Origin of the sequence: Brachybacterium sp. GCM10030268 (genome assembly GCF_042666305.1) — a bacterium.
In the GTDB taxonomy this organism is placed as follows: domain Bacteria; phylum Actinomycetota; class Actinomycetes; order Actinomycetales; family Dermabacteraceae; genus Brachybacterium.
In genome coordinates this window covers 70,232-91,097 of the sequence record NZ_JBHTCW010000006.1, presented here as the reverse complement: position 1 = coordinate 91,097, position 20,866 = coordinate 70,232, and the positions used below count along the sequence as shown (strand labels likewise).

General features: G+C 72.3%; 17 protein-coding genes. 10 read left to right on the top strand and 7 right to left on the bottom strand.

What is annotated here, in order from left to right; all coding sequences use genetic code 11:
* The first annotated feature begins 114 nt into the window (after positions 1–114).
* Together ACFQRD_RS10375 and ACFQRD_RS10370 are read left to right on the top strand one after the other, a co-directional pair.
* On the top strand, positions 115–1,509 hold the full coding sequence (locus ACFQRD_RS10375; protein WP_377792702.1) for an MFS transporter: 1,395 nt from the start codon (positions 115–117) through the stop codon (positions 1,507–1,509).
* A 137-nt stretch (positions 1,510–1,646) separates the two neighbouring features.
* Positions 1,647–2,819: a DUF4185 domain-containing protein gene (locus ACFQRD_RS10370; protein ID WP_377015768.1), complete on the top strand. Its 1,173-nt coding sequence runs from the start codon at positions 1,647–1,649 to the stop codon at positions 2,817–2,819.
* A gap of 62 nt (positions 2,820–2,881) precedes the next feature.
* Here ACFQRD_RS10370 and ACFQRD_RS10365 read toward each other — a convergent pair whose 3' ends face one another.
* Together ACFQRD_RS10365 and ACFQRD_RS10360 are read right to left on the bottom strand one after the other, a co-directional pair.
* Positions 2,882–4,768: a glycoside hydrolase family 3 protein gene (locus tag ACFQRD_RS10365; protein ID WP_377015765.1), complete on the bottom strand. Its 1,887-nt coding sequence runs from the start codon at positions 4,766–4,768 to the stop codon at positions 2,882–2,884.
* Between the two features lie 13 nt (positions 4,769–4,781).
* Positions 4,782–6,209 carry an exo-beta-N-acetylmuramidase NamZ domain-containing protein gene (locus ACFQRD_RS10360; protein WP_377804172.1) on the bottom strand — a complete coding sequence of 476 codons (1,428 nt, stop codon included), beginning with the start codon at positions 6,207–6,209 and terminating at the stop codon, positions 4,782–4,784.
* Positions 6,210–6,454: 245 nt separating this feature from the next.
* Between ACFQRD_RS10360 and rbsK the strand changes: the two genes are divergently transcribed.
* Complete coding sequence (gene rbsK, locus ACFQRD_RS10355) at positions 6,455–7,408, top strand: ribokinase (protein WP_377804170.1); 954 nt, start codon at positions 6,455–6,457, stop codon at positions 7,406–7,408.
* Between the two features lie 28 nt (positions 7,409–7,436).
* Here the strand turns inward: rbsK and ACFQRD_RS10350 are convergent, their stop codons facing one another.
* Positions 7,437–8,372, bottom strand: coding sequence for a MurR/RpiR family transcriptional regulator (locus ACFQRD_RS10350; protein ID WP_377015756.1), 936 nt, complete (start codon positions 8,370–8,372; stop codon positions 7,437–7,439).
* Between the two features lie 134 nt (positions 8,373–8,506).
* Between ACFQRD_RS10350 and ACFQRD_RS10345 the strand changes: the two genes are divergently transcribed.
* Genes ACFQRD_RS10345 through ACFQRD_RS10335 form a run of 3 tightly spaced genes read left to right on the top strand, consistent with a single transcriptional unit; the run spans position 8,507 to position 12,136 of the window.
* Positions 8,507–9,670: an NAD(P)/FAD-dependent oxidoreductase gene (locus tag ACFQRD_RS10345; RefSeq protein ID WP_377804168.1), complete on the top strand. Its 1,164-nt coding sequence runs from the start codon at positions 8,507–8,509 to the stop codon at positions 9,668–9,670.
* Positions 9,663–11,054 carry a sodium/glutamate symporter gene (locus ACFQRD_RS10340; protein WP_377804166.1) on the top strand — a complete coding sequence of 464 codons (1,392 nt, stop codon included), beginning with the start codon at positions 9,663–9,665 and terminating at the stop codon, positions 11,052–11,054. The genes ACFQRD_RS10345 and ACFQRD_RS10340 overlap by 8 nt, the downstream gene beginning before the upstream one ends.
* Positions 11,054–12,136, top strand: a complete 1,083-nt coding sequence (locus ACFQRD_RS10335) for an NAD(P)/FAD-dependent oxidoreductase (protein ID WP_377804164.1) — start codon at positions 11,054–11,056, stop codon at positions 12,134–12,136. Before ACFQRD_RS10340 ends, ACFQRD_RS10335 begins: the two co-directional genes overlap by 1 nt.
* A 9-nt stretch (positions 12,137–12,145) precedes the next feature.
* On the opposite strand, the gene ACFQRD_RS10330 is transcribed toward ACFQRD_RS10335, so the two are convergent.
* Both ACFQRD_RS10330 and ACFQRD_RS10325 read right to left on the bottom strand, forming a co-directional pair.
* Complete coding sequence (locus ACFQRD_RS10330) at positions 12,146–13,459, bottom strand: alpha/beta fold hydrolase (protein WP_377015744.1); 1,314 nt, start codon at positions 13,457–13,459, stop codon at positions 12,146–12,148.
* Between the two features lie 122 nt (positions 13,460–13,581).
* On the bottom strand, positions 13,582–14,331 hold the full coding sequence (locus ACFQRD_RS10325; protein WP_377804162.1) for a GAP family protein: 750 nt from the start codon (positions 14,329–14,331) through the stop codon (positions 13,582–13,584).
* A 102-nt stretch (positions 14,332–14,433) separates the two neighbouring features.
* Here ACFQRD_RS10325 and ACFQRD_RS10320 point away from each other — a divergent pair, with 102 nt between their 5' ends.
* Both ACFQRD_RS10320 and ACFQRD_RS10315 read left to right on the top strand, forming a co-directional pair.
* The gene (locus tag ACFQRD_RS10320; RefSeq protein WP_377804160.1) at positions 14,434–15,735 is read left to right on the top strand and encodes a sensor histidine kinase; all 1,302 of its coding nucleotides are present in this window, start codon (positions 14,434–14,436) and stop codon (positions 15,733–15,735) included.
* Positions 15,732–16,505: a response regulator gene (locus tag ACFQRD_RS10315; protein WP_377804158.1), complete on the top strand. Its 774-nt coding sequence runs from the start codon at positions 15,732–15,734 to the stop codon at positions 16,503–16,505. Before ACFQRD_RS10320 ends, ACFQRD_RS10315 begins: the two co-directional genes overlap by 4 nt.
* Before the next feature lie 40 nt (positions 16,506–16,545).
* Here ACFQRD_RS10315 and ACFQRD_RS10310 read toward each other — a convergent pair whose 3' ends face one another.
* Positions 16,546–17,031, bottom strand: coding sequence for a hypothetical protein (locus ACFQRD_RS10310; RefSeq protein WP_377804156.1), 486 nt, complete (start codon positions 17,029–17,031; stop codon positions 16,546–16,548).
* A 134-nt stretch (positions 17,032–17,165) separates the two neighbouring features.
* Between ACFQRD_RS10310 and ACFQRD_RS10305 the strand changes: the two genes are divergently transcribed.
* Together ACFQRD_RS10305 and ACFQRD_RS10300 are read left to right on the top strand one after the other, a co-directional pair.
* Positions 17,166–18,353, top strand: a complete 1,188-nt coding sequence (locus ACFQRD_RS10305; RefSeq protein WP_377804154.1) for a sensor histidine kinase — start codon at positions 17,166–17,168, stop codon at positions 18,351–18,353.
* On the top strand, positions 18,350–19,012 hold the full coding sequence (locus ACFQRD_RS10300; protein WP_377015726.1) for a response regulator: 663 nt from the start codon (positions 18,350–18,352) through the stop codon (positions 19,010–19,012). The genes ACFQRD_RS10305 and ACFQRD_RS10300 overlap by 4 nt, the downstream gene beginning before the upstream one ends.
* Before the next feature lie 27 nt (positions 19,013–19,039).
* Here ACFQRD_RS10300 and ACFQRD_RS10295 read toward each other — a convergent pair whose 3' ends face one another.
* Positions 19,040–20,611 carry a multicopper oxidase family protein gene (locus ACFQRD_RS10295; RefSeq protein WP_377804152.1) on the bottom strand — a complete coding sequence of 524 codons (1,572 nt, stop codon included), beginning with the start codon at positions 20,609–20,611 and terminating at the stop codon, positions 19,040–19,042.
* Positions 20,612–20,866: the final 255 nt, after the last annotated feature.

Genomic DNA, 20,866 nt, shown 5'->3' with positions numbered 1-20,866 from the left:
AACTATATTGCGCATCGGCGCGGGTGGGCATTATGTTGCCCAAGGCCCCGCTGTGGCCCCGCCTGCGCTCACCCGCCACCGCAAAGTTCCATCCCGTCGAAGGAGGTCGTCCCCGTGACCAGCCACGCCCCCGCGTCCACCACGCAACCCGCGCCGGCCTCCCGCCCGGATGGCCGTCTGCTGCGCTGGTTCATGTCCTACGGCTCCTTCGCGGTGCCGCAGGCCGCCGCCCCGATCGCCTTCGCACTGATCGCGCTGCCCCTGACCGGGGATCCCGGCAGCGGCGCGGCGATGATGCTCGCGATGACGATCGCGCAGGTACTCGGCGCCGTCCCGATCACGCGCCTCGGGCGCCGCTTCTCCCCGCTGCCCTTCCTGCGAGTGCTGATCGGGTTGCGGACCGTGGCGCTCGCGGCGATCGCCGTGTGCGCCGGGCTGGGCGCACCCTTCGCCTTCGTCGTGGCCGGGGCCGCACTGGCGGGCCTGGTCAACGGCGCCGCCTACGGACATCTGCGCGCGGTGCTGAACCACCTGGTGCCCTCGGGCCGGCTGCCGCGGGCACTCGGCGTCGCCGCCACCCTGAACGAGGTCACGTTCGCGGCCGCGCCGCTGGTGGCCGCCGCCCTGGGGAGCGTCTCCCCGCAGGCCGCCGCGTGGGCGATGGTGATCCTCGGGATGGGGCCGATGCTGCTGCTGCCGCGGATCCCCACCGCGACCGCTCCGGGGCCGGAACAGCGCCGCGATCGCCTCACCCTGAGGCCGATGATCATGCTGTGGCTGGTGTGCGGAGGCGCGAGCGCGGCCTCCATCTCCGCGATCGAGATCGGGGCCGTGTCGATGGCGGTCTCGTTCGGCATGCCTGCAGCGTGGGGCGTCATCTTCCCCCTCGCTCTCTGCGTCACCTCCGTCGCCGGTGGGGTCTGGGTCAGCATCCACAACCGGGTGCCGCGCCGTCGCACGGTGCTCGCTTGGCTGGCCACCACCGCCCTCGGCGTCGCCTGCGTGGGGCTCGGCCACTCGGTGACAGCCACTCTCGTGGGCGCGCTGCTGGTCGGGGCGGTCCTCGCCCCGCTGGCGACGTACTACTCGCTGATCCTGGACCGGCTGGTCCCGGCCGAGCACCGCGCCGAGGTCTTCGCGCAGCTGCGCACGGCCAATGCGCTCGGGATCATCACGTCCAGCGGCCTGATCTCGCTGGTCTCGCTGCAGGCGACGTTCACCGTCGTCATCACGGTGATGACGGGCGTGATGCTGATGGCCGGCGGCGTATTCACCGCAGCCTGGCTGCACGGGCGTCGTGCCCGCGCAGCGCGGGAGAGCGAGGACCGGCGGCTCGCGCGGGTCGAGGCGCCGACGGGCCAGGACGACGCGCCCGCCGAGGGGCACGCCGTGCCGGCCACGGTCGGCTCCGCTCCGGCGGCGGCCAGCTCGGTCCCGGCCGCGAGCGGCACGCGGCCGGGAGGCACCTCGCCCTCCGAGGGTGCACGGATCCCGGAGTTTCACGAGTAAACGATTGCCCAGCGGGGAGCGACTCCGTACGGTGGGAACGGAAACGTGCGAGCGGGACCGCGGCAGAGCTGGCCGGCGCCCGCCGCGACCCCGCCCGTGGATGCGCGGGGGCATCCGGACCTGGAGGAGGTCCCGCTGTGATCACTCGTTCCACCTTCTTGCGCGGCGCAGTCGCTGCGGCCGGCGCCAGTGCGCTGACCCCCGTAGCCGCCGGCGCCCATCCCGGCGGCGGCGCGAGTTCGCCATCCAAGCCCCTGGGTGACGGCCCGGCCGGCACCTCGCCCGCCGAGTCCCCGGGCTTCGGCCCCGTCCCCGACACCTGTCCCCGGATCGAGCGGATGGCCCCGGTGACCGGCCCGGGCGTCACCACCCGGTTTCGGATGGAGGCCACCGATCTCGGTGCCCCGGCGGTCACGCCCGACGGCCGCTCGCTGTTCATCTTCGGCGACACCTTCGAGGACGCCGTGGTCGGTGGCGGGTTCTGGCGCTCTCCCGTCGGCCTGTACGCCGACCCCGACGTCCCGCTGGACGGGGGCATCCGCTGGACCAGCGCGGTCGGCGGCGAGACCGCCGAGCAACTGGTCCCCTACGAGCACGACGACGATCCGGTCTCCACGATCCTGCCCGGGGACATCATCACCATCGGCGACACCATGTACCTGTGGATGATGGTCAACCACGGCTTCCCGACCGTCGGCAGCACCGAGATCTGGACCTCCACCGATTCCGGGGAGACGTGGGATCGCACCGCGGAGATGTTCCCCGGCGACCACCTGGGCGGGTTCATGCAGCAGTGCACCTGGTTCCGCGCCCCCGCCGAGCACTACGTCTACCTGCTGACGACGGGATTCCAGCGCGACAAGGGCGTGCTGCTCCACCGCGTCCCGGTCGATTCCGTGCTGGATCCCGGCGCCTACGAGACCTACGGGCCGGGCGAGGAGAGCTGGGGCTGGGGCGAGGAGCCGGCGCCGGTCATCGACGGCGCCATCGGCGAGATGTGCCTGCGGATCGTCGACGGCGAGTGGGTGCTGACCTACTTCGACGCCGGCAACTACCGCGTCGACATCCTCGCCGCCGACTCGCCACTGGAGGTCCGTGACGCCACCGCCTCGACGCTGCTGCACGGCGGTGACTGGGGCGCCGAGGAGCACAACGTCGTCGCCCAGCTGTACGGGCCCTACATCGTGCCCGGCTCCACGCTCGAGGTGATGCATCTGCTGTGCTCCCAGTGGCGCACCGGGCCCGACTGGCCGTACCACGTCGAGCAGTTCCGCATCGAGGATCCGCTGGGACGGCACTGCGGGGACTGACCCTGCCGGCCTACCGGACGCCGGCCCGTGCGGCTCGCTCGGGCCGGCTGTCGGCGTCCCGCTCAGCCCAGCTGCAGTCCGTGGCCGATCGGGTAGGCCTCCCCGCTGCCGTCGGCCGCGGGGATCGCGACCGGGAGGGTGCCGCGCGGCTCGACCGCGCCCGCGACCACACCGGCGACCGCGCGGAGGTTGCAGGCTGAGTTGCCGTAGGCGGCCAGTGACGCGGCGACCTCGCCGACGTGGACCACGTCGTAGGGGTTGCGCAGCGACGCGTGGATCACGGGCACCTCGGTTCCGGCCAGGGCACCGACGAGGGCGACCTGAGCGGCCGGGGTCTCGAATGCCGACGACGAGGTGAACACCAGCACCGCGTCATGGTCCGCAGCGGCGGTGGCGGCTTCCTCGGCGGTGGTCTCGTCGAGCGGGTCCAGCACCAGAGCCGTCGCCTCGAGGCCGTGCTCGTCCAGCGCCTGGACGGTCACCTCCAGCTTCTCCTGCGTGCCGACGCCGGTGACCAGCACGCTCGTGCCTCCCGCGAGGGGCAGGGTCTCGTCATCGGTGATGACGGTGACGGCGTCGTCGGCGATCTTCTGCGCGGTGCGCGCCGAGCGCTCCGTACCCACGGCGGCGACGGCATCGGCGACGTCGACGTGAGCGTCCTCGAACAGGCCCCGGCGCAGCTTCTGGGCGAGGATGCGCCGCACGGACTGATCCAGCCGCTCCTCGGTGATCTCGCCGCTGGCCACCGCCTCCTGGACGCCGCCGATGGCGACGGCCAGATCCGGTGGCATGAGCATCTGGTCGGCGCCGGCGAGGATGGCCTCGACCGGCACCCGGTCGTCCCCGAACATGGTGCGCACACCCTCCATGGCCAGCGAGTCGGTGACGATGACCCCGTCGTAGCCGAGCTCCTCGCGCAGCAGACCGGTGAGGATCGGCTGGGACAGGGTCGCGGGCCGGCCGGAGTCATCCAGCGCCGGGACCACGATGTGTGCGGTCATGATGGCGTCCACGCCCTGCTCGATCGCGGCGATGAAGGGTGGCAGATCGATCTCGTCGATCTCCTCGCGGGTGTGGTCGATGACCGGCAGGCCGACGTGGGAATCGGTGGCGGTGTCCCCGTGGCCGGGGAAGTGCTTCGCGGCCGCGGAGCAGTTCGCCTTCTGCAGTCCCTTGATGTGGCGGGCGGCGAGGTCCGCGACGGCCTCCGGGTCCGCGCCGAGGGAGCGCACCCCGATCACCGGGTTCTGCGCCGCGACGTTGACGTCGGCCACCGGGGCGAAGGCCTGGCCGATGCCGGCCGCGCGCAGCTCGGAGCCGATGATGTCGCCGGCCTTGCGGGCGTGGGAGCCGGAGCCCGTGGCGCCCAGGGCCATCGCCCCGGGCAGCGGGGTGGCCGGGGCCGGCAGCCGGTAGACGACGCCGCGCTCCTCGTCGGTGCTGATCACCAGGGGGATGCCGCCGGCCGCGAGCGCCGCGTCCTGGGCCTCGTTCGAGAGGGTCGCGATCTGCTCGATGCTCTCGAGATTCTCGCTCCAGACGAAGTAGATCAGCCCGCCGACGTGGTGGGTGGAGATGATCTCGGCGATGGTGTCCACCCCGGTGCTGGAGGTGTTCGAGGGGTGGGGCTCGTCGGCCGCAGAGCCGTAGCCGACGGCGACGAAGAGCTGGCCGATCTTCTGCTCGAGGCTCATGCCGGCCAGCAGCTCGTCGAGACGGGCGTCGTGCTTGTCGCCGCCGCGGGCGGGGGCGCTCCGGGTCCCGGCGGCGTGCGCGGTCGCGGGCAGTGCGGTGGCCGTGCCGGCGAGGGCCAGGGCACCGAAGCTGCGCCGGTCCAGCAGGTGGCCGGGCCGTCGGCGGCTGCTGGAGGCGGCGTGGTTGCTGGAGGCGGCGTGGTTGCCGGAAGTGGCGTCGTCGGGGCCGGAGGGGGTGGGGATGCTGGGGGTCATCGGGGGCTCCTGCTCAGTAGAGGCGGTAGCGGCGAGCGGTGGCGACGAACTCGTCGAGCTCGTCCTGCCAGGCGGCGACGATCTCGTCGGCCGGGTCGCCGGCCTCGAGCATCGAGCGGGTGCGCTTGGTGCCGGAGAGGCTGTCGATCCAGCAGACGTCGGCCTCGGTGCGGCAGTCCTCGCCCTCGCGCCAGTCGACCTCCGGGACCTGCCTGAAAAGGGCGGCGAGCACGTGGATGCCGGTGCGCACCGGTTCGTACTCCTCCGGATCCGTCACGTGCAGCTGCAGCCCGCCGCAGAACTCCCCGGCGTGCTTGCTGGTGGTGGGAGTGGCGAACATGGGCCGGACCAGCACACCGGGTAGGTCGGCGAGGTCGGTGATGATCGCGTCGATCTGGGACTCGGTGATGAACGGGGCGCCGAACCACAGGAACGGGGTGGTGGTGCCGCGACCCTCGGAGACGTTCAGCGACTCGATGAGGCCGGTGCCCGCGTAGACGATCGCGGTCTCGGCGGTGGGGATGTTCGGCGAGGGCAGCACCCACGGCAGGCCCGCGTCGGCCGGCTCCTCGGGATCGTAGCCACTCATCTCGATGACCTCGAGATCCACTGCATCGCCGAGGAACTCGCCGTTGAACAGGCGGGCGAGCTCGCCGACGGTCAGGCCGTGGCGCTGCGGGATCTCCTTCAGGCCCACGAAGGAGGACAGCGCCGGTTCGAGGATGAAGCCCTCGGCCTCGGCGCCCAGGGGGTTCGGGCGGTCCAGGACGAGGAACCGCTTCTCATTCTCGGCGGCGGCCTCCATCGCGTAGTAGAGGGTCCAGATGTACGTGTAGAAGCGGGCGCCGATGTCCTGGATGTCGAAGATCAGGGTGTCGACGTCGGCGATCATCTCGGGCGTGGGCTTCTGCGTCTCTCCGTACAGGGAGCGCACCGGCAGGCCCGTCTTCTCATCGATGTAGTCGCCGACCTCGCCGCCGGCCGGCTCCGCACCCCGCACGCCGTGCTCGGGGCCGAACAGCGCGACCAGGCTGAAGCCGCCCTCCTCCTCGGCGCCGATGAGCAGGTCGATGGTGGAGGTCAGCTCCCGGTCGGTGCCGGTGGGGTTCGTGATCAGGCCGACGGTCGCGCCGTCCAGCGTGGACAGCTGGTCGGCCTCGAGGAGATTCTCGACACCGAGGGCGAAGCGCCCCTTGCCGTGACCTTTTCCGTGGCCGCCGCCGTTGCCCTTGCCGTGTCCGTTGCCCTTGCCGTTGGTGCCGCCGCCGTTGTCCGCCGGGAGGGCGCTCGCGGCGCCGGCGGTGGCCAGCACTGCACCGGCCGGAAGGGAGGCGAGGACGCGCCGGCGCCCTGGGCGCTCTGCTCCTGCCTCGGGGTCTCGGTGGTCGCCCGTGGAGGGCGTACGCGGGGGCTGGGCAGGCTGGAGCGCCGGGTTGTTCACGATGAGAATTCCTCCGTCGTCGGGTCCGCCGCGCGAACGCTCGTGCTGGTCAGCTCTGCGTGCCGTCCGGCGCGGACACTGCGCCGACGCCGTGCGGCTCCATCGCGCGCGACTGACGACGCTAGCAACGATGGCGTGCCGTGACAACCGTCACACAGAGTGGGCGCGGTGGGGCCATGCGCCGGCCCGGCTACCGTGGAGCTCGTCGCATGACGCCGTCCCACCGGCCGAGCAGAGGAGCGCAGATGCCCGCACAGCCCCCGTCCTCCGCCGGCGCGGACGGCGTCCTGGTGATCGGATCCGCGTCGGTCGACGTGACCGCGTTCGCCGGCCGGATGCCGCGTCCGGGCGAGACGCTGCTGGGCGAGTCCTTCTCCCTCGTGCTGGGAGGCAAAGGGGCGAACCAGGCCGTCGCCGCGGGGCGCGCCGGGGCACCCGTCCGCTTCGTCGGCTGCGTGGGCGATGACGTGTTCGCCCCGCTGGTGCAGGAGGGCCTGCGCGAGGCCGGCGTGGACATCTCGCACCTGCATGAGGTCCCCGGCCAGACGGGCGTGGCGCACATCCGTGTGGACGGCGCCGGGGAGAACGACATCGTGGTGGTGCCCGGCGCGAACGGCCACCTCGGCGCGACGCATGTGGACGCGGCCCTGGAGGAGTTCGCCGCGAGCAGCAGCGTGCTGCTGACCCAGCTGGAGACTCCGCTCGAGCTGACAGCGCACATCATCCGCAGCGCCCGCGAGCACGGCCTCACGGTGATCCTGGATCCCGCCCCCGCCCCGCCGGGCGGCCTCGACGAGTCGATCTGGCCCCTGGTGGACGTCGTGACGCCGAACGAGACGGAGGCGTCCTTGCTGACCGGGATCGAGGTCGACTCCCGCGAGACCGCCCAGCGTGCGGGCCACTGGTTCCTCGAGCGCGGGACGGGCCACGCGGTGATCACGATGGCGGGCGCGGGCAGCGTCCTCGTCGATCGAGACGGCACCACCGACCTCGAAGCGCGCCCGGTCGACGTCCTCGACACCACGGCGGCGGGCGACGCCTTCGCCGGCTACCTCGCGACCTCGCTCGCTGCAGGCCAAGACCTGGCCACGGCCGCGGACCGGGCGGGGGCGGCCGGGGCGCTGGCGGTCACCCGACGCGGGGCCTCCCCCAGCATCCCCGCTGACAGCGAGGTCACGGACCTGCTGGCGCGACGCTGAGAGAGGTGGCGGACCTGCCCGGGCCGGCTCAGCTGCCGTCGGGATCCGTGCGGAAGGCAGACACTTCGCCGTCGGCGGCCGGGAAATCGTCCCCGTCGCCGGACGCGAGGTCGTCGCGGATCGCCTGCAGGCGTTCGCGTGCCCCGATCGCGCGATCCCGGTCCTCGACCGAGAGGCGGGCGATGAGGACGTCGATGAGCGTCCACAGCACGAACGTCTCCGAGGTGGGGGTATCGCTCGTGCCCGGCAACCGCACCCAGTCGATGCCCGGTGCGGCGCCGTCGGGCTCGTCGAGCTGGCTGATCATCACCGAGCGGTGCGCGCCCCGGGCGGCCGCTCGGGCGAAGCGGCGCAGGTCGGGGCCGACGTTGATGGGCGCCAGAGTGAGGACGCAGTCGCCAGGCCGCAGGGCGAAGACCGCATCGGCGAGGCTGTGCCCGCCTCCGGTCAGCGCTACGGCCTCGACCCCGTTGCGGCGGCACTCCAAGGCTGCGTAGGTCGCCACGGAATAGGCGGTGCCGAGCCCGAAGAAGACCAGCCGCGAGGCGGACAGGCACCCCTGGAGCAGGGCGGCATAGCCGGGAGCGGTGAAGGTCTCGGAGAATCCCTGCTCAACCTCCGAGTGGCTGCGGAGGATGGAGGCCTCGACGTCCTCGCCCAGCGCGTCGAACCGCCCTTTGATCACTTCGGGCAGCGCCGCAGCGGTCCGATGTGAGGCCAGGCAGGCGGCCTTGAGCTCGGGCAGACCGGCGTATCCCAATCGTCGGGCGGTTCTGACGACCGTCGCCTCGCTGACCTGCGCGCGCTGGGCGATGACCTGGACCGAGCTGGTCGCGAATCCCAGCGGGTCGTGCCGGGCGAGCAGTGCGACCTTCTGCTGAGCTGCGCTCAGGGGGCGCTCCGTGCCCGGGCGGACCCCCTCGGCCGTGCCCGACGTTCCGGCGTCATCCCTCGCCTCATCCATGGTCCTGCCTCTCTCCTGCGCTCTCGGGCTCGCCCCATCGTCGTCCACCATGTGGTGAAACATTTCCTTCATAGTGACAGCCAAGTGAAACTATGGTTACCTGCACCACATTGATCTCCGAGGAAGAGGGTCCGTTGAGAGAAGCACAGCACGTCATCGTCGGCGCCGGGGCCCACGGGCTCGCACTCGCCTCGCGCCTTGCTCGCCGCGGCGAGTCGGTCCTCGTCCTCGAGGCCGCCGCGATCGCAGCGGGCGCCTCGGGTGGCCTGGGCAAGCGCGGGGTGCGCGCCAATCGCCGGGACATCCGCGAGCTCGCGCTCGCGCGGCTCGCCCAGGAGATCTGGCCGGGCCTCGCCGAGGATCTCGGCGGGGACACCGGGTACGTCCGCAGCGGCGGCCTGTACCTGCGCGAGGCCGAGTCCTCCGGGTTCGCCTCGAGCCTGGGCGCCTCGACCGTGCGCGCCGCCCACCAGAACTCCGCGGGGATCGCCACCGAGCTCTGGGACCGGCAGACCACTCGCTCGCAGCTCCCGACCGTCACCGAGGACGTGCTCGGGGCGAGCTACTGCCCGCACGACGGTGTTGCGAGCCACGAGGCGACCACCCACCTCTATGCCCAGGACGCGATCCGCCACGGCGCCGAGATCCTCGAGGCCTCCCCCGTGCACTCGGTCCGACGGGATGAGGCCGGCCGAGCCGTCGGCCTCCTCCTGGAGGACGGGACAACTGTCACCGCCGGCAGCTCGGTCACGCTGGCCGCGAACGCCGGGACGAACGGCCTCCTCTCCCGCTCTCAGCTCGACGAGCTCCCTCTCTGGCCGGTCTATCCCCAGGCCGTGCTGGCCAAGGCCGCCCACCCCACGCAGATCCGCTACCTGGTGGCACACGACGGGCGGCCGCTCTCGGTGAAGATCCTCGAGGACGACGTGGTCATGCTCAGCGGTGGATGGCGCGGAGTCCGCTCCGAGGAGACGGGTCGCGGCACCGTGGTCCCGGCCAACGTCGAGGGCAACCTCGCGCAGCTGGCCCGCACCTTCCCGGGACTCGGCGAGCTCACTCTGCTCGAGGCCGACGCCTCCCGTGCCGAGACGGCCTCGCTGGACGGCATCCCCGTCATCGACACCGCCCCGAAGGCCCCGAATCTGTTCATCGCTGCCGGGTGGAGCGGGCACGGATGGGCGCTGGTGCCCGCTGTCGCAGCCCTGCTCGACCAGTGGCTGGACAGCGGGCAGAAGCCGACCGAGCTCTCCCCGTTCAGCTGGACACGGTTCTCCCGGAAGGAACCCACCCATGTTTGATGTCGTCCCTCTGAGCTCGGAGCAGCTCGAATCGCTGATGCTCTCGATCGGCTTGCTCGGGGTTCTGCTCCTGGTCGGCGTCCTCCTGCGGCTGGTGATCCCGGCGCTGCGACGGTTCTTCATCCCCGCTGCGCTGATCGGTGGGCTGATCGGCATCGCCGCGGGCCCGTTCGCGCTCGGCCTCGTCTCCGAGGAGATGAACGAGACCTGGTCGGCCATGGGCGGCATCCTGATCGCCTTCGTGTTCGCGCCGATGCTGATGGGCTCCAAGCTGCCCAGCATCAAGGAGGCAGCGGGCGTCGCCGCACCCCACGTGCTCTACAGCTACCTCAGCACGCTGGCGCTGGTGGGCGCCTCCGCCCTGGTGTGCGTCCTGCTGCTCACGCCCGTGTTCGGCACCCATCCGCTGGCGGCATCGCTGCTGGAGATCAGCTGGCCCGGCGGTCATGGCACGGCCGCGGGCATGGCTCCCGTCTTCGAGCAGTTCGGATGGCAGGACGGCAGCTCGCTGGCGCTGGGCCTTGCCACGTTCGGTCTCATCTTCGGGATCTTCGGAGGCATGGTGCTGCTGAACATCGCCTCCCGCCGGGGGCAGCTGCGCACCTCGGCGCCGGGCGGTGACCAGGCGGGCCGGGAGGACCTCCTGGTCGACGGCGACGGCGAGGTCCAGTCGGTCAGCCGTCTGCACAAGGCCTCCCTGGACAATCTGGCCTTCCACTTCAGCCTGATCATGGTCGCGATCCTGATCGGGTGGGCGCTCAAGGCGCTCATCGACCTGGTGTTCACCGGGGTGCCGCTGTTCCCCCTGGCGATGATCGGCGGGCTGCTGGTGCAGCTGGTCATCCAGCGCACGGCGCTGTCGCGGATCGTCGACCGGCGCACGTTCAACCAGATCGCCGGGATCGCGTTGGACTTCCTGGTCGTGGCGGCCGTGGCCTCCATCCAGCTGCCCGTCCTGCTCGAGAACCTCGCCGCGATCGTGGTGCTGACGGTGGTGGCGATCGTGATCAGCGTCGTCATGTTCTACGTCGTCGGGCCCCGCCTCTTCCGCACCGACTGGGTCGAGAACAGCATCGTCAATTTCGGCGCCATGACCGGCGTCTCCTCCGTCGGCCTCATGCTGCTGCGGGCAGCTGATCCCGGGCTGCGCACCAAGGCCGGTGAAGGGTTCGCCCTGCGCGCACCCTTCTCGAGCCCATTCGTGGGCGGCGGCCTGGTCACGGCGCTGGTCCCCGTGGTGATCGTGCAGTTCGGGAACCTGGCCGTGGGGCTGGGATGCGTGGCGCTGTGCGCCGCGCTGCTGTTGGTCGCGAAGCTGACCGGGCTGTGGCGCGCTCCCGCGGGCGCAGTGCGGACCGCCGGTTCGCAGGCAACGGCGGTCTGATGCGCATCGTCGTCATCGGTGCGGGGGTGATCGGCCTGTCGATCGCCGACGCCCTCGCGCGCCGCGGCGTACGGGACTTGGTGGTGCTCGAGGCCGGGGATCACCCGTTCGAGGCGGCCAGCGGACGAGGGCTGGGCTGGGTCAATGCCAGCAACAAGACGCCGCGGGAGTACTTCGCGCTGAACGCCGCAGGTCTGCGCGCGCACCGTGACCGCTCCGCCCGGTCCCCGAGCCCGTGGTTCACCGAGAGCGGCACCCTGACGACGGGGCACTACCGGCAGGGATTCGCCGAGAGAACGCGGCACCTCGAGCAGTGGGGATACCCGTTGCACCGGACCCGGCTGCACGAGGTGTTCCGTGACCGGGGCCTGGCCCTTCCGCACGTCGCCGATGAGGAAGCCGTCCTCTACCCCGAGGAAGGATGGCTCGACCCCGCGCTCTATGTGCGCCATTGCCTCTCCGGGCTCGGGGCCGGCACGGTCCGGACGAGCTCGCCCGTGCGCTCCATCGCGCACGAGGCCAACGGATACACCGTGGTCACCGACCGCGAGCGCCTGCACGCCGACGCGGTCGTCAATGCCGCCGGACTCGGCGCGCCGGCGGTGGCCGCGATGCTGGGCAGGACGCTCCCGCTCACCTCACGGCCCGGGCTGGTGGTCCGAGTACGCACCGGCGACCCGGTCACCCCGTTGGTGGTGATGCATGAACTGCTCGACATCCGACCGACCGGCGGCACGACGTACCTCCTCCACAGCGATGCGGTCGATGCCCACCTTGGCCAGGCCGACGGCACCGCCGCCCCACCAGCTGACGCGGTGGAGGAGCTGCTGGGGCGGGCTTCAGCCTTCCACTCCGGGTTCGACGGGGCGGACCTGGTGGCGGCCCGCGTCGGTGTGCGCCCCCTCCCCCGCGACGGGATGCCGATCCTGGGTGGCATGGCCGAGCTGCCCGGGTACTACGAGGCCGTGATGCACAGCGGCATCACACTGGGCCCGGCGATCGGCGATCTGCTCGCAGAGTGCATTCTGGAGCGGTCGATCGCACCGGATGCGCCGGCGATGTTCCACGCCTCGAGGTACTGACCGCCCTCCTCAGGCGGCGCGGCGTCCGTCGGCGAGGTCGAGCAGGTGGTCGAGCACCCGGTCGCCGCCGGCGCGCAGGCCGTTGTGCTCGTACTCGCTGGTGACCCAGGTGCGCAGGCCGGGCAGCAGCTCGGCCGTGGCCAGGGAGTACCGGCGGGGCACGTAGGCGTCCTCGAAGTAGATCGCCGCGGCGCCCGGCACGTCGGCCGCCCGCAGGGCGGCCTCGTCGTAGAGCCGGGGCCATTCGTGCTCGGCCAGCAGGTCGGCGGCCTCCGCCCAGGGGGCGAGCTCGGGATCCTCGTCGAACAGGTCGCGGTGGATGTGCTCGCCGGCCAGCAGCGTCGCATCCTCCCGCACCTCCTGGGGCATCATGCGGTCCCCGGCCCAGCGGGTGGCGGTGCCGTCGGCCCAGCAGGATTCGTGGATCACGGCGTACAGCGGATTGCGGCCGCCGAAGGGCAGCGCCGAGGCGAGGTCGTGCGCGAAGGCGGGCGAGGCCGGATCGAGGTCGAGGAGATAGTGCAGCTTCTCCTGGCCCTGAGAGGCGCCCAGCAGGTGGCCGAGCCGGCGCAGGCGCTCGATGCCGACGCGCTGCCCGTCGGGAAGGCGCAGATGCCCGTCGGCGGCGAGATCGGCGAGGCGGCGGAAGCGGTCCCGGTCGCCGGGGAAGCGGGCCCAGTACCGCTCGCTGCGGGCGTTCATGCCCTGCCAGGTGGTGGCGTAGGCGGCGTCCATGTCCGGCCCGACAGAGGGCAGGCCGCCGGTGAACAGGGCCTTGTCGACGGAGCCGGCATGGGCGCTGAGGTAGCGCAGGGTGGTGAACCCGCCGAAGGACTGGCCCAGCAGCGACCATTTCTCGGCGCCCAGATGCTCGCGCAGCAGCTCGGCGTCGCGGGCGATCGCGTCGGCCCGGAAGTGGGTGAGGTAGGCGGCCTGCTGGGAGGCGGTGGCCTCGCGCAGGGTGGCGGCGCCCGCGATGGCACCCTCAGGCAGAGCGGTGTCGAGCCCGACGGGGGTGGAACGGCCGGTGCCGCGCTGGTCGAGCATGACCACGCGGTGCTCGCGCAGGGCGCGGGCCAGCCAGGGCGGGTTCTCGGCGCCGAGCGGGCGCGGGGCCTCGGCGCCCGGGCCGCCCTGGAGGAAGACGAGGTAGGGCTTCTTCTGCCCGTCGGGCTCCGAGATGATCCGCGCGAACAGCTCCAGGCGCGGCGAGCCGGTCTCGGCGTGGTCCAGCGGGACCGGCAGGGTGATGTCGCGCAGCTCCAGACCGGGCAGGGTCCAGGTGGTGCTCATGTCGTCGGTCGTCAACAGCGGTCTCGGCATCTGCCCAGAGTATCGGCGAGCGCGGTCGCCGTGCCGTCGGCGATGGCGCCGTGCAGGCGGCAGGGTGCCGTGCAGGCGGCAGGCTGCCGGTGCCGGTGCCGGTGCCGGTGCCGGTGCCGGTGTCAGAAGATCTGCCCGCCGGTCAGCAACTCCAGCGCCGGGCCGAGGGTGTTCAGCGCGATGATGGCGCCGACGATGCCGACGGTCCACGAGAAGGCGCCGGCCGCGCTCTTGACCGACCAGCTGTGGACCCGCTCGAGCACGGCGTCCCCGCGCGCCCCGAGGGCCGCGCGCACTCCGCTCAGCACGATGCCGGGCACGATCATCACCGCGCAGTAGCCGACCAGCACGAGCGAGCCGACGCCCAGGCCGATGCCCATGTCGGCGATGATGCCCATCGCCGCGAGGTACGGGATCATGGAGGCCGCTTCGATGACTCCGGCCAGGAGAGCCAGGCCGACCAGCGTCGCGGGCCGACCCGAGGCACGGCGCGCGCGCTCAGTCCACTTCCGCGCCGAGGCCTCCGGATCCCCGCCGCGCTTGACGATGGACTTGGGGTCCAGGCGGAAGGACCAGATCACCAGCGCCACGCCGAGCGCGGCGAGCAGCACGGTCACCGGTGGCGCGGCCAGCAGGTGCCCGAAGGTCTCCATCAGCGGCAGCAGCCCGGCCAGCAGTGCGACGCCGAGGATCAGGTAGAACACGGCGATCACGACGAGGTAGAGCAGGGTGCGGCCGGCCACGCGGAGCGCCCCACCCTCCCCGACGACCAGCAGGATCACCGGGATCACCAGGGTGCCCATCGAGGTGGAGTCCACGAGGGCGAGCAGGAGCAGGCCGAGCGGTCCGGCAGTGTCGACGAGCGATTCCATGCCGTCGATCCTGCCGGGCGGTGCCGCTGCGGTCCTCCTCCGAAGGTGCCGACCGCGCGCGCAGGGGAGGTGGCGTACGCCACGGCGTCGTAACCTCGGAACATGTCCACTTCCCCGGCGCCGGTGGCGGCCGACCCCTCGCCCGAGGATCTCGGCCGCCTCGGCTCGGAGCGCCGGGACCTGCTGATCGCCGGCGGGTATGCGGCGCTGGTGCTGCTGCTGGCGGCCTCCGGGGCGAGCAACTCCGGTGTCGTCGAGGCCGATGAGAGATGGCCGCTGTGGCTCTCGGTGACGCTGATGCTGGCCGGTTGCGCGAGCATGATCTGGCGGCGTCGCCGGCCGGTGGTGACCCTGGCCGTGGCCGGCCCGCTCGCGGTGCTGGAGATCGTCGTCGGTGGGCAGATCTCGGCATACTTCCTGCTGTTCGAGGCGCTGTTCGACCCGGTCATGCACGGCAGCCACCGCCTGGCCCGCGCGACCACCGCCCTCGCGGTCGCGGCCGGCGCGATCGCGCTGATCACCACCGTCGTGATCAACGGCGTCGGACCGATCCTGCTGGTGGTGATGATGGTGACGGTGCTCGTGGTGACCACTCCGCTGCTGTGGGGCTGGGAGGTGCGCCACCATCGCGGGGCCCGGGAGGCGGCAGAGACCCTCGCCGGGCTCGAACGCGAGCTCGCAGCCACCCGCGCCGTCCATGCCGTCGAGACGGAGCGCCGCCAGATCGCCCACGACCTGCACGACGTCATCGCGGGGCATCTCAGCGCGGTCTCCCTGCACACCAATCTGGCCGCCTCCCTCGAGGACGAGCAGGCGCGTGGACGCTCGCTGGTCACGGCCCGGGAATCGGCGCACGCGGCGCTGCGCGATCTGCGCTCGATCATCGGGGTGCTCTCGAGCGAGGAATCCGGCGCCCTGCCCACCGCCACGCTGGACTGGCCCTCGCTCGAAGCGCGGCTGCGAGGCCGGGACCCCGCGGCGCGCGTGGAGATCGACCCCGCCGCCACGGACCCGGCGCGCGTGGATCCGTCGGTGCAGGCCGCGCTGCTGCGCATCGCCGCAGAGGCCGTCACCAATGCGGTCCAGCACGGTCGGGCGCCGATCTCGCTGGTGGTGCGCGCGGAAGCCGACGCCGTGACGCTGGAGCTGGTCAACGGCCTCGCGGAGCAGTCGGAGCCCGGTGCCGGCGTGGGGCGCGGCGCGATCAGCCACCGTGCCACGGCCGTGGGCGGCACCGCCGTGTCCGAGCCGATGGCCTCCGATGCCGGCGAGTCGGAGGCGTGGCGGGTCCATGCGTGTCTGCCCGTCGGCCGCACCGAGGTCTCCTCGCGAGCCGCCCAGCCCGCCCACGCCGGTCCGCACAGGCCCACCGTCTCCCACGAGGATCAGGAGCGCACCTCATGAGTGAACCCATCCGTCTGCTCGTCGCCGACGACCACCCCGCGGTGCGCTCCGGGCTGGTCGCGCTGCTGAACTCGGCGCCCGACGTCACCGTGGTCGCCGAGGCCTCCGACGGCACCGGGGCGCTGGCCGCGGCCCGCGAGCACCGGCCCGACGTCGTGCTGACCGATGTCCGCATGCCCGGCGCGACCGGTATCGAGATCACGCCGCGCCTCCGGGAGACGGGCGCGAACGTGCTGGTGATCTCAGGATTCGACCTCGATGAGTACGTGCTCGGTGCGCTCGCCGCGGGGGCCGACGGCTATCTGGTCAAGACCGAGGACCCGGAGCGGATCCTCGCCGCGGTGCGCGACGTCCACCGGGGTGACGCCGTGCTGTCCGCGGCGGCGACCAAGGCGGTGGTGGGGGCGCTGCGGGGGCGCGCACTGCCGTCCCGGCACGAGGCGACAGCCACGCCGGCCGCCGGTGCGGGCCACGTGGCCATGGACCGGGGCGCCACCGATGCCGGGGCCGCCGAGGCACCCGGACCCGGGCCCGGCTCCCGCTCGGGGATCGCAGATGCGACCGCACAGGCCGCTCCCACCCCGCCGCTGACCCGCCGCGAGGAGGACGTCCTCGCGCTCGTCGCCCAGGGCATGTCCAACCAGCAGATCGCCAGCGACCTGTTCGTCGAGATCACCACCGTGAAGTCCCACCTGTCCCACGCCCTAGCCAAGCTGCAGCTGGACTCCCGGGTCCAGGCGGCCCTGTGGTGGCAGCAGAACCGCGGCTGAGGGCACTGCGTCGCGTCGCGCTCTCACCCGGCACGCGACCTCACGCGGCGCGGCGGACCCCGCGCAGGATGAGCCGGACCAGCTCAGCGACGAGGCCGGAGAGCACGCCGACGATGACCCCGGTGAACAGGCTCGAGATGACCGCGACCAGGCGGAACACGATGGCCTGGGCCGTCGGATCGAGGTCGGAGAGATTCCCGCCCAGCGACGGGCCGCCGTCGGGGAAAGAGGCGCCCCAGAAGATCTGGTGTCCGATCGCGAGGAGCACGCCGTAGCAGGCGCCGATCGCCAGCAGGGTCAGGAACGGTCGTGGCACCCTCGCGGCGATCGCGACGACGATCCACACGATCACGGGAACGAACACCAGCAGCATGTTCGCCAGCGTGCCGGGGTGGAGCACGCCGAGGTCGTGCAGGATCACGAGCGGAACACCGAGCAGGGCGAGGCCGAGGATCGCGAGGATCGACAGTCCCAGCGGGCCCCGAGAGGTGCGGACAGGAGCGGAGGACGCGGTCTGGTTCGTCATGCCCGGAACAATAGGAATCGGCTGGCCATCTCCACATCCGTCGGCCGTCGCGAGCCGGGTACGCCGCCCGCCGACACCGCGATGTCGCCTCGCGGCCGACGCCGACGTCGCCAGGCCCGGCTTACGCTGTCACCGTGACCACGCCCTCCACCTCCCGCCTGAACGCCCCGACGGGGCCGGCGCGCGGACTGGGCGGCCGGCCGCTGGACATCATCCTGGCGCTCGCGGTGACCGGGGTGCTGGTCGCGATCATCTCCGCGGGCGTCGGCGGGGACACCGAGTCCGATGCCGTCACCTACCTGTGGGCCGCCGGCCTGGGCGCGGTGATGCTGGTGCGTCGCCGCTACCCGGTCCTCGTCCTCGCCGTCTCGGTGCTGGGCCTGTTCGCCTACTACTCCTTCGGCTACCCGGCCATCGGGGTCGCGGTGCCGGTCGCCGCGGCCCTGTTCTCCGCCGCCGAGGCCGGCCGCCTGCGCTGGGCGATCGGCGCCGCGCTGCTCGTCGTCGGCGCCAGCGTGTTCTTCCGCCTCGCCGAGGGCGAGGCCGCCTCCTTGGTGATCGGGTACGAGCTGGCCGGCCACGTGCTGCTGATGGCGGCCGCGATCGCCCTCGGTGACGGGCTCCGCTCGCGCCGCCGCCTGGTGGCCGATGCCCGCCGCATCATCGCCCTGACCGTCGAGGACGAACGCCGACGCACCGCCGAGAGTGCCCGCATCGAACGCGAGGCGATCGCCCGCGACCTGCACGACGCGCTCGGTCACCGCACGACCGTCATCTCGTTGCACGCCGACGTGGCCCGCGAGGCGCTCGATCGAGGAGACCGGGCCGCCGCCGACGCGGCGCTGGGGATCATCACCGACTCCTCCCAGGCGGTGCTCTCGGAGCTGCGACGCACTGTGCGACTGCTGCGGGCCCCGGACGAGGCGCACGCGCCGGCCGAGTCTCTCTCCGCCGTGCTCGAGAGCCTGCCGACGCTGCTCGTGCCCGGCACGGAGCTGTCGACGTCGGTCCAGCTCGATGCCCCACTGCCCGGACCGGTCGACGCGGCGGCCGCCCGGATCGTGCAGGAGTCGGCTGTCAACGTCGTCCGTCATTCTCGCGCAAGCAGGGTGGAGGTGACGGCGCGCATCGTCGAGGGCGTACTCGAGCTGTCGGTGATCGACAACGGCGACGCGGGGCCGCCGGCATCGCACGGGGCGGGCATCGTGGGCATGCGCGAGCGCGCCGAAGCCCTCGGCGGGCACCTCACCGCGGGCCCCGAGAACAGCGGATTCGCCGTCCGCGCGGTGCTGCCGCTCGCCCACGACGAGGAGGCGCGATGATCCGCGTGCTGCTGGCCGACGACCAGGACCTGGTGCGCGCAGGTCTGCGCGCCCTTCTCGAGGGGGCCACTGGCCTCAGTGTGGTGGCTGAGGCCCGCTCCGGCCGAGAGGCCGTCGAGCTGACCCGACGGCACCATCCCGACGTGGTGCTCATGGATATCCGGATGCCCGATACCGACGGCATCGCCGCCACCGCCGAGATCACGGCCGACGGGGACCTGGATGCAGTGCGGGTGCTGATCCTCACGACGTTCGACGACGAGGCCGAGATCCTCGCCGCCGTCCGGGCGGGCGCGGCCGGATACCTGCTCAAGGACACCCCCGCCGGCGACCTGCGCGACGGCGTGCGGACGGTCGCGGCCGGGGAGAACCTGCTCTCGCCGCGCATCACCCGACAGGTCATGGCGCAGCTGGCATCCTCGGCCGTCCCACAGGCACCGGATCCGCGCCTGGCGCGCCTGACCGAGCGCGAGCTCGCCGTGCTGCGCCGTATCGCCCATGGCGAGACGAACGCAGAGATCGCCCGCCGCCTATTCGTCTCCCCCGCCACGGCCCGCACCTACGTCAGCCGTATTCTCACCAAGCTCGACGCCCGCGACCGCACCGAGCTGGCCGTCATCGCGCACCGCTCCGGGCTCTACTCCGAGGACGAGGCCTGACGACCGACGAGAAGCAATGACCGCAGGTCAGAACACCTCGAAGTTGGCCATCATCATCATGTCCTCGTGCTCGAGGTTGTGGCAATGGACGACGAACTTCCCGGTGAACTGCTCGAAGCGCACCAGGATCTCCGCCTCCCCGCCGCTGCCGAGATTGACGGTGTCCTTCCACCCGCCGTTGTAAGGGCCCGGATCGTCCCCGCCGCCCGTGCTGAGCACCTGGAACGGCGAGAGGTGGACGTGGAAGGGGTGGGCGAGATTCAGCGCACGGATCCGCCACAGCTCCACCTCGCCCAGCTGCGGCGCCGCCTCGATGCGGTCGGGGTCGAAGGGTTCGCCGTTGATCGTCCACAGGGTCATGCCCTCGTGCTCGGCGCCGCCGCGCTGGAAGACGAACTCCCGCTCGACGGTGACCTCGTCGCGGGAGAGCGGCGTGACCTCGGAGAGCGTCTCGGGGATCCGCGCCTCCTCCGGGCCTTCGCGGGCGACGACGAAGCGCATCACCTGGCCGGTGCCGTCCTGACCCAGCCGGTTCACGAGCGTCACCTCGTCCCCCACCGAGTACGCGGAGAAGTCGACCACCACGTCGAACCGTTCGGCCTGCGCGATCTCGATCGACTCGTGCGCGACGGGCGCGGCCAGCAGGCCTCCGTCGCTGCCGATCTGGACGAACGATGCCCCGTCGGCCGACGGCGGATCCAAGGCGAGCTCGTACCGTCGGGCGTTCGAGGCGTTCAGCAACCGGAAGCGGTACATCGTGTTCGTGAGTTCCAGGATGGGCCACGCGGCGCCGTTGACCAGGATGCAGTCGCCGAGCACGCCGCTGAGGTATTCCTCCTCGACCCCGGGATGCTCCTGCAGCGTGGGGTCGATCGAGGGGTAGAGGAACGAGCCGTCCTCGGCGAAGCTGCGGTCGACGATCATCAGCGGGATCTCCCGCTCCCCCGCCGGCAGACCGAGCGCGTCCTCCTCGTCGTCGCGGATCAGGTGGAAGCCGGCCAGGCCGCGGTGGACCTGCGGCCCGGTGAAGTCCATCCGGTGGTCGTGGTACCACAGCGTCATCGCGCGCTGCCGGAGCGGGTAGACGTACTCGCGGCTCGACCCAGGCTCGACGAAGTCGGTGGGGTAGCCGTCGTGCTCGGCCGGCGTGACGCCGCCATGCAGGTGCACGACGGTCGGCACGTCCAGCTCGTTGTGGTGGGTCACGACGGTCTCCCGGCCCCGCCGGGTCTCCAGGGTGGGGCCCGGGAAGATGCCGTCATAGCCCCACACCTCGGTGGTGACCTCCGGCAGGATCTGCGCCTGGCCCACCTTCTGGGTGAGCTCGTAGCGGTCCGCGTCGCCGTCGGTGCTGACCGGTTCCAGCACGGGCGGGATCGGCAGGGGTGCGGTGAAGGGCTCCGGCAACCGGGCTGCGCTCTCGATCACGACGCCGGCGCTGCCCTGGGCGCTCTGGTTGCCGGCGAGGAGCCCGCCCGGCAGCAGCCCGCCTCCCGAGCAGCCGGCGAGGGCGGGAAGGGCGAGGCCGGTGCTGGTCAGAGCGCCGAGGCGCAGGGCGTCGCGGCGCGAGGGTCGCTGTGGTGACGTTCCTGTCTGCATACCGTCGGACGCTACGGAGCCGGGTACCGGTCCGTCGTCGGCCTCCCGTCGCGGCCCGGGTCGCTCGCGGGCGACGTCCGGGGTCGACGGGAGGCGACGGGACGGGCCGGGCACGCCGGCGACGCAACACGGCATACTCGGGGACACCGGATGGTCCCGCTCTCACGGACGCTGCCGTGGTCTCGGCGAGCGTCGGCCCGACAGCTCGTGCGGCGCACCTTCCCCGCACCGGCTCAGCTTCCCGCGAAGGACACC